Here is a 12,645-nt window from a genome sequence, read left to right on the forward strand (position 1 = left end):
CTATTTTGCACCCGACTGAATTCGGATCACAGTTAACGAATAGGGCGGTAATTGTTGATTTTTAAGCTTGTCAACGGACACGGTCTTTTCTTCGGGTTTTGCCGTTTTACTGTCCAATTTCCCCGCCAACTGAGCGACAAGAGCTGTATCACCCTTCAAATGGAGTTGATCCAATTCCAATTGTATATTGACCGCAACTGGCAAAATATTAACCAGTTTTACAATGAGCGATTGATCTTTCGGATCTTTAACAATAGAAAATGCCATACGCTTATGTACCTCAACGTCAGCATTGGCATAAACTGCTTCTACTGGAATATATTCGGTTCCGTTATTACGCCCAAATAATTGCTGTACATAATAGGATGGTGTTAAATTTATATCGGTATTGCAGAAATAAATAAGATCGGGGCGCCATTGCGTATAGCCATCTTTGGCTAACAATGGCGCATAAGAAGCCATCTTAACTACGTCACCATTTCTTTCCAATGCCGTGAGATATGCCGCTTCAGCCAATGCAACTTCCAAGGTACTCGCCCGTCCATGAATATGGGCAGCGTATTCGCCCAAATACACCTGTGATTTGCTGCGATCATATTTATCATAGAAGTCTTGATTATGAATAAACCAGCCCGGTGTCTGATAATAGTGTTCGTCCATAATGGGTACATTCAATTTATCGGCAATTTTCCAACCTTCTACATAGTCTGTTCCCTCAAAAAATGGCCCTGCCGTTCCAATGACCTGTATTTCGGGATATTTTGCACGGATAGCGTTATAGATCATGGTAAAACGCTCCTCAAAAACATTCGATATTAAATCTTCGTTACCAACACCAATGTATTTTAGATGAAATGGCTTGGGGTGCCCCGCGGCAGCTCGTACCTTTCCCCAGGTACTATTTTTATCGCCATTGGCCCATTCAATCAGATTCAGTACTTCCTGGATATAGTCATCCATATCTTCCATTGGGATACCACATTGTTGTCCACCCAATGGATGACCATGAGCACCCGAATTTTGGCAGGGTACACCGGCCGCCACTACTGGAACAGCATAGGCACCTATGTCTTCACAAAATTGAAAATACTCGTAATACCCCAAGCCCACGGTTTGATGATATCCCCACAAGTTACGCTGTGGCATACGGCTTTCCAACGGCCCTACAGTATTAGACCAATGGTAGATATTTTCAATTCCATCCCCATGTGCTAAACAGCCACCCGGGAAACGGACAAAACGGGGATTCAATGCAGCTATAGCCTCGGCCAGATCCTTCCGTAATCCATTTTTTCGTCCTTTAAATGTATGCTGAGGGAATAAAGAAATCAGATCCAGATCCAATTGTTGTCGGTCTGTAAATACAAATTCCAATACGGCATCCTTACAAGTGGCATTAGATGTCAATACCAATTGATATTTTTTCCAGTTTTTACCGTCAACAATTACGGATTTCTCATCGAGGATTTTTCCGTCTTTTGTACTTATCCGGATCTTTAGTTTAGGTACTTTACCAACAGTGCCCCTTCCGAAAAACGAAAGATCATAGCGTTCGTTCTTATTCAAGGCAATGCCATCGTAGCCTATATTTCTGAGGATGCCTTCACCCTGCAATCTCGCATAATGTTTATTATTAGGATGAATTGGATTGATGCTGTCAATATGAAATTGTCCCGAGCCATCCATACGCCAAGCAGTTTTCGCGTTCCAATTTTTATCATGGCCTTGTTTATCGCTCAATTTATATTCAAAGTCTCTATTTTGAATCAATTCCGCATAAAGGCCTCCGTCTGCGGCATAATTAATATCTTCAAAAAAAACACCCACCAACATATCACTGATGGACTTGGTTTGCCCAACCTTCGGCGTTAATTTGACATCCAATGGCTTTAGGCCAGGGAAGCGGGCGTCATCGTCAACGCTTCGTTCGGACCATTGTTTTTGCTTAAGCAGCGCGAGATCATAATGCTTGATTAATTCTTTGATAACAGACCATGAAACTTTCAACTTGGTTCCACGTAAACTTTCGCCATTTATGGAGATATTCTCACGAGTCAATAAACTGTTTTTTACAAAAGATACCACTGATTTATCCAAATCATTTAAAGCAACAAAATAATCTTGTCTGCCCCAATTGAAAAAATCGGATGTAAAAGTATATGCATAAGGACCGTCACTTTCAGGACTTAATTGCCACGCACAAGACCAGCCGCCTCCGGTTCGAGGAAACAATACAGGATTTATCATCCGTTTTTCTGATCCCCAGCGTCCATAATCTGACTTTACAAAGGCAAGTTCTGTCCCGATGGAGTTCCATTGCTTACCATCCAAACTCCAGGCATATAATAGCCCTTCTCTGCCAGCATTCTTTTCTTTCGCATAAGCAAAAAAATAAGCCGAATCCGGTTCAGAAGTCCCGCTGCTATAGGCATATGCAGGGGTAGTGAAAATCCAAAATAGACAAAAAAAGCAGATCGCTTTTGCTAGGAAAAAATAATCGGCTCTTGGCTGAAAGATAGCTTGTTTCATTGGTTATAATTAATCAGAAGTACACATAAATGTAAAAATTACATTTATAAAACACAAATGGCATTATCAAAAGATTGCACTGTCATTGACATGTTACGATTCTATCCACCTCCCGTAATCAGCACTCGATTTGCATGAGGCCTTTACGGAGCAGAGCAAATATCGATTACTGTTAACAAGGAGTATCTGCTTACAATGATATCAAAGAGTTTCGAATTCACTATCCTGCTGTCTCATGGTCAACATCAAAGAAAAAGGTCTGCACAAAGCAGACCTTTAACCATTAAATCAATAATCCAAACGTATATCAGGTTTACCGCAATTTAAAAGGTAAGTACCAATTGTTCATATCCATTAACTTGCTACGTACTGCTCCAGCTTTCGGGTTATTTGCTTTCAGCAATTTCTCATAGACTTTATCGGCTAGGAAAGCGGGGTCATGACGGCGTTTTGCTATACGCATCAGATCTGACCAACGTTCGCCTTCGAAGGCTAACTCAAGAGCAGATTCTTCGACAATCTTATCCTCCAGATCAGCTTGCGGTACATTAAAAGCGGTCATCATGCTTCCGTAACCACTTACTGTACCCGGACCATATTCAATGCCTGAGAATTGCCAACGCGGCATGGTAGCCCGTCCACGGATTCCCGAATTCCGATACCAAACCCCACGTACGATACTCGCATTGTCGCGTGCATCAAAATAATAGGGCGAGGATTCGGCAAAAGTGGTCCGATTCGTCCCAAATCCTTCATAAGTTATTTCGGATTCCAATTCAAAAAAATTGCCAGGTATAATACCACCGTCTTTCGTAAAAGCGCCATAATAGAAGGTACTGATTAGCCCCCAGTTTGCCAATGCATAAGCCAAGCGTCCCTGACCATCACGATTAGCAGCTTCTGCAAAGCGAAGATGCGCCCCTGCGGCTCGATTGATATTCCAACGACCGCCTTTATTTAACAAGCTCAATAAATCCCCTGAATTATCCGTAAATTTTGTAATCACAGGATCACCATTTGCAGCAACTTCATAAGATAGCTTACTCCGGGGATCCCAGGGAATACCCGCATTATTGATCTGTGAATTCCATAAATCAATCACCTTTTGAGAGGGCTTAAGTGCATAGTTACCTGACTTAGAAAATAAATCTATAAAAGGATTTCCAGGAGCAAAAGAGTTATGGTATGGAATAGACCAGTTCCATTCGGAATTCCATTCCCGTACCGTGTTCGATAGCGCAAACATACTTCGCCACCCGGCTGTTAAGGAATTTACCAAAGATGACCCCTCCTGGGCTCTTGCAAAACTCACATTAAAGTAGCTCCAGCCAATACGGTTGAAATTGAACAGATAATCAATATTACTGTTATTGTCTTCAGCAGACAGCAATCGCTTATAACTCTTTGCCGCTTCATAGTAGTTTCCTTTCCAAAGATAAAGTTCGCCCAGGACATGAGCCTTGCTGATAAACACCTTCTGTGTGCTCGCTCCATCTGTCGTAAAAACCAATGTGCTACCTGTTGGGTAGGCATACGGATCCTGATAAGGCAGGTCTTTTGTGTCACTAATGAGAGAATCAACCAAATTATCGAAAGTTGTTTTCGGATAGTTCTCCAAACTTTTAATCTCGTCAACACTTTCAATGGTATTTTTGACATAGGGGACATTTCCAAAGTGAATCCCTAATTGTAAATACAACCATGCACGTAGCATAGCGAGGTCAGAATAACGCTGATTGAATTCGGTATTGCTCAGCTTCCCCTGCCGCTCCATCACCTTGAAGTTCTTCAAGGCATCATTACAATTGAAGATAATTTTATAAAAAGCAGATGGATCGGCATATGGATTATCTTCTGCTACTTCATGATTGGAAACTTGCTGCAAATAGGGATTTGCATTTTGTGTGACGTCCATGAGATCGGCCCTTAATTCGTTCAGGACAATATAACGTTCACCTAATCCTGCTACTTGTCCATAAATCCCAAGCACTACCGCATCAGCATCGGCAAGCGTATTGTACATTTTTGAACTGTCCAATTTATCCTCGGGCGAGAAATCCAAAGCTTTCTTACAAGATGTAAAAGAGAGGCTACAGGCCAATAAGGCCCAGAGTGAATATTTCGAATATTTTCTGTATGTGATAAACATAGTATATTAAATTTTTATAAACCGATCCTCAATCCCAGCTGCACAGAGCGAACAATGGGTTCCAACGTCACATCAATCCCCTGATGAAAAACATCAGCAGACTGTGCAAATTCAGGATCATAACCTAAATACTTACTAAAAGTCAACACGTTATTGGCAGTACCATATAGACGGACATATTTGATGATACGTTTATTTACTGGAATACCGTACTCAACGGAAAGCTGACGAAGCCGAACATATGAACCATCTTCTATCCATCGATTTGAAAATCGACTATTTCCCATTGGATCGTTGAGTGCAACGCGAGGCACATCAGTTTCCTGGCCTTCCGCCCGCCATCTATTTTGTAATAGTTCTGTCTGGTTATAAAATGTACTTCCCGACTCTAGTTGTGCCCGTGTATAGTTATAAATGTCATTGCCTACGCTGAATGTCACCAATGCACCGAATTTCCAATTTTTATAGGTCAGGCTGTTATTCAATCCGCCCACCAAATCTGGATTGGGATCCCCTATGATCATTCGATCACCATCATCAATGATCTTGTCGCCGTTACGATCGGTAAACTTCCCATCTCCTGCCTGGAAAGGTATTTTATGACCTGTTGCATCTAAAATTGCTAGTCCAGAAGCGGCAGCTTCGGCACTGGTACGATAGACACCGTTGAACTGGTACCCATAAAAGGCATTGGGGGCGCCACCTTTCTCGCTCACAAAAGTTCCACCGGCATATTGTGTATAGGATGTTTCGGGGAGATCTGTGATCGTACTTTTATAGTGACTTAGTGTCAATGAGGCATCCCATTTGACCGGACCGGTCAGAATACGTCCAAACAAGGAGAAGTCAATACCGCGCGTACGCATTGAACCATTATTATAGAGGTAGTAACTAATTCCCGAAACAGTATTCCCCGAATTATAAGCCAGCATATCACTTGTCCTATTTTGATAGATATCAACGCCTAAATTGATGCGTTCATTCAACAACGAAAGATCTGTCCCAACGTTTATTTTTTCTACTTTCTCCCATTTTAGATAAGGATTGGCAACACCATCGCGCACAAGTCCCTGGACACCTAAGAAGTTCTGGGAGATATAATTCTGCCGCGCATCATAATTTCCAATATCATCATTGCCTGTAATTCCATAACTCGCCCGAAGTTTCCATAATGAAATCGTACTATTTCCTTTTAAAAAATCCTCATTGGACAATAACCATGCAGCTCCAACTGCCGGGAATACGGCATATACCTTATCTGCAAGCTTTAAGCCTCCTTTTGCTTTTTCTCCAAAACGGGAAGATCCATCCATCGATATGGATGCATTTAAGATATAAGTATTCTTCCAGCTAAAATTACCCATAGCATAGGCCGTCATATTTGCCCATTTACCGATATGCCCTCCATAAACCCGAGATGCCGGTGTTGAGTTACCAATACTGACCAACTGATCGGTCGCCGAATTATAGCCTAGTGCATAGTCTTGTTCCGAATCATGCTTGTGGTACCGGACTCCACCAATAGCTTCCACTCGGCCCTGAGTTCCTAGATCCTGATTATATTGCAGACGCAAATCATTTGAAATCGAATAATAACGTGCCACCTGCGTACCGAGACGACTATAAACTTCCATATTATTTACCGTGTCCTTTGCGACTCCTTTTTTAGGAATAAAGAAATCCTCTTGCGCTTTATCATAGGTTACGGTAGACAGGTTACTTAACTTAAAATTTGTATTGAATGCATAGTTGAACACCAAAGAACCTAAAAACCGATAGGCCTTTTTATTATTAATCCCATTTTGTGTGATTTGCATCGGATTGGAATAGCCGAAATAATCAGCTTCAGCATAATTCGGTGAAATGCTGCCGTCTGGAGCAATATCATGCGTATTTAAAAATGGAGACTTAATCAGCGAAAGAAACAAAGGGTTGGTCTTTGGTGATAAGCCCTGATCCTTCAAGCTTTGCTGTCCATAACCCATGGAGATATTGGTCTGAGCAGTTAATTTTTTGGTCAGGTTCATGTCGCCGTTAAAACGTGCCGTATAGCGATTTTGCTTCGTGTTATCCAAAACCCCCTGTTCATTGTTATAACCTACCGACAAGGCATACCGTGCTATATTATCTCCCCCTGTAACCCGAAGAAAATAATTCTGGTCGACCGTATTATTAAGCACATCTTTCTGCCAATCCGTTTCATTATGATATTTCGCATATTCTTCGAATTTTGAATTATCATTATTGAAGGGCATATTCGCAATTTCCTCACCACTGTACGTACTCGTTGCTAACAAATCATTCAAATAACTTCGGTAAGCATAAGACTTCATGACGGGAATACGTTGCGGACGGAAATTATATCCCGTTGTTGCCTGCAAATCGATCTGTGTAGCCAACTCTTTTGAATGGTTTGTATTAATGACCACGACTCCATTGGAGGATTTGGCTCCATAAATATTAGCAGATACAGCATCTTTCAATACCGTAATATCTTGAATGTCGCGCACATCAATATGCTGCAATGCATTATTGAGATGTCCTGTCGTTATAGAAGGACTCAAATGCTCCGCATTATACACAATACCGTCTACAATATATAAGGGCTGATTATTGGAATACAGCGATTGCAAGCCGCGAATGTTGAGATTTCCGCCAATAGAAGGTGTTCCTGAATGGCGGGTTACTTGTACTCCGGCTAGCTTGCCCTGTAGATAGCTAACGACCGTCTCAGAATTCTGTTCCCAGGCATTGAGTTCCAATTTATCGACTGCGCCAGTATTGTTTAAAACTCCATTATCACCAAATACTGTCTCTGTTTTTTTATAGAAAGAACGATACCCTTCAGGGTACAGGACCACTTTCATTGATTTATCCAGCAGTACCGGTACCTGCTTAGCTATATATCCATCCAAAGAAACTTCAACAATTGCATTGGAAACCGGTAGCTCCAAGCGGAAATTTCCTTTACTATCCGTCAATTTTGCAACGTTACTGCCGTAAGTTATACGAGCACCTGCGATGGGTTTATTGGTTTGGCTGTCATAGACAGTACCTTTAACCGAATAAGCAGAAGTAACTTGTCCTTGTTGTTGTATATTGCGGGCGACAGTATCTTGTTGCGCCCAACTGCTGTGCGCTCCCAAAGTGGAAATAAACAAGATAATACCCAATTTATAATTTATGTTGATCGAACTCATTTCGTTTTGCTTAGTTATTGAATAATCGGGACGAATCGGAGATATTCTAAAATAATAGGACCAGTACCATTGCTCATAACAAGCAAAGGCAGATTCCCATATTGGTCTTGCGTCACCTCACCTAAATAAACTTCTCCGTGATTGAGCGGCTGTACATCAAATGTCATTCGCGTATCGTTTGCACCCAAGTTATTGACGACTGAACGTTTGTATAAATCCACCTCATTCACCGAGATAAGTTTCGGATCAAAAAAGTAGACATATTGGATAAACGCTGCTGTTTGCGGATCACCAGCCAATCCCATAATTGCTCGTCCGTATACTTTATATTTAGCGACGTTCATACCTGTAGCGCGATACTTTACATAAAAGGAAGTAACTTTATGATCATATACTTCAATGTCATTGTATAAATTTCCTTCATTATCTCGCTTTTCCCTGAAAAAGGTATTTGATCGCTTATCCGTTTGCTTGTAACCGATGGGCCTTGCCCCCAATACCTTGATTTCCTTGATCTGATCCGCTAGTGCAAACTCAAGTCGCTTCACACGATAAACAACTCCATTACTGGCCTTTGTCCGCGAGATAATATTTGTGGGGTCAAGACTAAATTTTGTTCCCGCTATTGAAATCAGATTATTTGTAAGTTGATCCGTTGCCAATTCCCCCTCTACAATAAAATCGCGCAACAAAGCCTTTTTAGCAAAAAACGTAGTCGTACTGTCGGGACGGAGCGTATTCCCTTCCTCATAGGCTGTCGTATAGAAAGGTCTTAACTTAGCATACTCGGTCTCAAAATTTTCGTCGTCTACGACGAAATAGGTGTGTTTCTTATTTTCAGTCGTCATATTGCGACGTACTTCCGTATACCATACCGGACTATACCTGTAATATATAATATCACCCTCTGTGGACACTGTATCAAAGGAATTTACAGCCTCAATTTGCTTGGTGTCGGCAAAAAAGGTGCGTACTAGATTAAATATATTCTGAAGAGGCTTTAGGGGACGACCTACCACATGGTACAGTCCATTGCTCGCCACCAGATTCCCCTGAAGAGGTTCAACACCGTCAAATGCGCCATGCGTAAACTCCACATATTTATTGCGAAAGTTTAATGCCTTTACGGTATCAGCTCCTGAATTCACATTATAGACCGAATTGATAATATGGTAGCCTACAAAACTCCTGATCACCGCAGTATCGGAAAAATTATATTGATCCTGTACAGCAGCAATGGCATCATTAGTTGGTACAATCAAGGTATAATTTTTCGATGCTTTCAACGATTCACCATAGCCCGATTTATTGAGTAGGTCCATAAAAGTTGAAAACTCAGCATGCTCGGAAATAATGGTGTACAAGTTTTTTTGAGCATCGGCATCACCTCCTCCAAAATGATCCTCCCAATTTTTGGAACAAGCAGACAATAAACACATGCCCAATACGACTAGGTAAATTTTATAAATTATAGCTTTCATAATTGTGTATCCTGTTATTTTGGTCTATAAAAAAGTTCACCTGAAATCTGATGAAATCTAGGGTAGTTCTGCTCAAGATCATCTGCGGGGATAAATTGGATCATATCCAGATAGACGGTATTGCTACCACACTTCTTATCTTTGATCGCTTCAAAACGGATGACATGTCGATCAGTCGTCTCGACATTGATAATACCGGCCAAACGGCCAACATTCAATGGCGCTTCACTACCCGATTTTGCCTTGAGTCCACCGGTAATATTATTTGCATTGTAATCGCCTACTGTTGCCATGTAACGTTTGTAACCCTGTGCCAGCATCAGATTATCCGCATTTGCATTCGCGAGGTCGCTAACGCCCGAAGCGGTCAGACTTTGATTCAATATGATCGTATTGGGCAGGATTTGTTCATCCCCTTTTCCAGGATTAAACGTCGCCTGAATCTCTGGGGCATCGCCATGCTGGGCATAACAGATCCAGACTTTATACCGTCCTTTTACGAGATATGGCGTCTTAAATTCAATCCATTTTGCCCGCGCACTATTGTTCGCGCAAAGCGACAGACTTAAGAGGTCTCCATTTGCATAAGGGCGCTTCGTTTCTAAGGCTTTATAATAGTAATATCCGTTCGTACCAATGGTCGAAACCGTCAAACTATTAAAGGCAAAAGAATTGGCAATGGTCGCACCATTTGCCACCAATGCCTTGGAACTATTAAAATAGGCGCTTCCCAGAGCATTGACTAATTCGGGAGAGGTCGCTATATCAAAATACACGGGCACCTGCTGGCGGACCTTAATCTTAAATGGCTGTTTCGCTTCATGCAGCACACCATTGGACGCCAATACATCGCTTTGTGATCTGTTGATTTCAGCACCCGCTTCATGAACCCCATTAAACACGTCATCATTCAATAAGATCTGCGCACCTAATAATTTGGTTGAAATAATCTCTTTTGGAGCCAAAGTATAGATCGTATTTGCGGCAACGATGTCTTCCAAGAATTTGATATCGTTGCTTAAATGGTAGGCCACATATAACCACAAACTATCCTTATGGCTTTTTACATCACCAGTCTGTGAATAGGCTGCTTTCATATCCGCATAACTTTTGATTCCCTGTAGCTGCAAAACGGAGTCTGACTCAACAATAGCGGTCTGAAAACGTTTAGCATCCGCCACAGCTACACCGCGTTGATAATATAAAGTATCATAAAACCCAGTCTCTTTTAAAGCCTCGGCAAAAATGGAATAACGAGGATTATTGCCTATCAATTCAGCAAGACTCTGTGCTGGTGGAACTAATACTTTATTTATGGAATGAATAATGCCGTTACCACAGCTAATATTGGATCTAATAATTTTTGCCGATTTATTAATTCGGTAAATCCCATTTTGCACATCTGTGTATAAATATTCGCCTAATAAGCTCGCTGTTTTGATTTTCCCATCTGTAAAACGTGTGCTGCCTACCGTATCCCTAACCACGTGATATTTGACAAAATCCAATAGCTGCGCATCTGTAAAATCATTCAATCCTGTTTTTCCATTATCTTTGATCCAGGCATTAATACTCTCATTATTGGGAGCAAACAATGTGTAGGTACCATAAGCACCTAGATAGCCCGCCGTTTTCGAGCGGTATAAGATTTCGGTCAATAAGGAATAATCAGTTTCATGTGCTTCCAAATAACCTGTAATATTCATTTCATCTGAAGTTGAAATTCGATATTTCTCTTTTTGACAGGAAAATATAAGCGCAACAGATAGGACAAACCATGTCCCTATCAGCCAATATTGTTTTCTAAAATTTCTTTTCATAACGATCTATTTTAGGTAAAATGGGTTTTGCTTCAACTGTTTGTCTTTGAAGAGTTCCGTTTCCAAAATGGGAAGATAATGGCTGTCCACATCGCGCACTTTATTAATTGCCGATTGGCGTACATTAGCGTCTACAACTTTCGTTACAAGATCTACTAGCACATTGATGTTCGCATAATTATCTTTCTTTGCCAAGCGCAAAAGGTCAAACCAACGTTTACCTTCAAAAGTAAGTTCACGTGCACGCTCAGCGAAGACGAAAAGGATGATTCCTTCTAAATCTGTCGCTTCAATATTCGGATCCGTAGCTCTTATGGCTTTACGCTTGGTTCGCAAATCCTCCAGAAGTGCCAATGCTTCCGTCCCTCGCCCAAGCTCTGCCAGAGCTTCAGCACGCATCAACATGACGTCAGATACGCGGTAGAGCTGAAAATTGTAGTAGTCAGGGGATTCCGTACCGTATTTTCTCAGATCTCCCGACATACCATACAGAATTCCTTCTCCACGACTATCGAATAAATCTATATCTGTCCCTTCGTTGGAGGGAAAAATCTCATTATTCAAGATATCCACATTGGCTGTGAATGGTCTACGTGCAGTCACGCCAATATTATACATCGGATTTTCACTGGAGTTTTTATGGCTCAACTCCCAAATCGTTTCCATCGTGCCACCATCAAAAATTTCGGGTAGTGCTGCGCCAATTAAACTATATCGTCCAGTTTCTAAAATTTTTGTGGTCTGCTCTTCCACTTTATCGTATTGTTCCAGCCACAGATATACATCGGCCAACATCGCTCGTACCGCGGGTCTTGTCACCCGACCGGTATTTGTCGCATTGTAACCCGAAGTATTGACATGGTATTCGGGTATCCAATCCAAAGCCTGCAAGAGATCTTTCTCGATTTGCTTGAGCACTTCATCGCCAGTGGACTGCCCTACAGAAACAATATCGGTGTCTTTGGAGGTGCCTTTTAATTTTAAAGGGATATCTCGAAAAGTGCGAACTAAATAGAAATACAAAAAGCTGCGGACAGCTAAAGCTTCCCCCAAATCTGTATTGTATTCGGCCTCTGTAAAGGTAGGATCTGCTTGCTTTGCCTGACCTGCATAATCAATCAGCAGATTACAATTATTTATCGCGGTATAAATAGCACTCCAGTCCGCAATTACATTTGTACTTAAAATATTGTAATTTTTTACCAGGCGATTGTCGTCTGTCGCATAACTTGTCAACCCAACTAGATCGGCCCTAAGTTCGCCCCACGTGAACAATTGCTGTTCAACAGGTCCTGAATTAAGGGAAGAATAGATACCGATTAAGGCGGCATGGACATCCTCCTTTGTTTTCCAAAATTCTGCACGGGTTATTCCATCCTGCGGCTGTAAATCCAGCCATTTATTACAAGAATTGAGTAAAATGCTTCCCGCAGCAACTAAACTCCATAAAATTGTTCTTTTCATAA

Annotated in this window: 6 protein-coding genes; all 6 read right to left on the minus strand. The window is 41.4% G+C overall.

What is annotated here, in order from left to right; translation table 11 throughout:
* The 6 genes from ACLCDV_RS23525 to ACLCDV_RS23550 all read right to left on the minus strand — a co-directional run bounded on the left by ACLCDV_RS23525 (position 1) and on the right by ACLCDV_RS23550 (position 12,643).
* A complete protein-coding gene (locus ACLCDV_RS23525; protein WP_411972386.1) occupies positions 1–2,529 on the minus strand; it encodes an alpha-L-arabinofuranosidase C-terminal domain-containing protein in 2,529 nt (842 codons plus the stop codon).
* 313 nt (positions 2,530–2,842) lie between these two features.
* The gene (locus ACLCDV_RS23530; RefSeq protein WP_411972387.1) at positions 2,843–4,678 is read right to left on the minus strand and encodes a RagB/SusD family nutrient uptake outer membrane protein; all 1,836 of its coding nucleotides are present in this window, start codon (positions 4,676–4,678) and stop codon (positions 2,843–2,845) included.
* A 14-nt stretch (positions 4,679–4,692) separates the two neighbouring features.
* Positions 4,693–7,878: a SusC/RagA family TonB-linked outer membrane protein gene (locus ACLCDV_RS23535; RefSeq protein ID WP_411972388.1), complete on the minus strand. Its 3,186-nt coding sequence runs from the start codon at positions 7,876–7,878 to the stop codon at positions 4,693–4,695.
* A 14-nt stretch (positions 7,879–7,892) separates the two neighbouring features.
* The gene (locus ACLCDV_RS23540; protein ID WP_411972389.1) at positions 7,893–9,359 is read right to left on the minus strand and encodes a fasciclin domain-containing protein; all 1,467 of its coding nucleotides are present in this window, start codon (positions 9,357–9,359) and stop codon (positions 7,893–7,895) included.
* Positions 9,360–9,373: 14 nt separating this feature from the next.
* Complete coding sequence (locus ACLCDV_RS23545; RefSeq protein WP_333577136.1) at positions 9,374–11,179, minus strand: fasciclin domain-containing protein; 1,806 nt, start codon at positions 11,177–11,179, stop codon at positions 9,374–9,376.
* Positions 11,180–11,185: 6 nt separating this feature from the next.
* A complete protein-coding gene (locus tag ACLCDV_RS23550) occupies positions 11,186–12,643 on the minus strand; it encodes a RagB/SusD family nutrient uptake outer membrane protein (RefSeq protein WP_145327541.1) in 1,458 nt (485 codons plus the stop codon).
* Between the last annotated feature and the right edge of the window lie 2 nt (positions 12,644–12,645).

It is taken from the genome of Sphingobacterium sp. Lzh-3 (assembly GCF_046764375.1).
GTDB lineage: Bacteria > Bacteroidota > Bacteroidia > Sphingobacteriales > Sphingobacteriaceae > Sphingobacterium.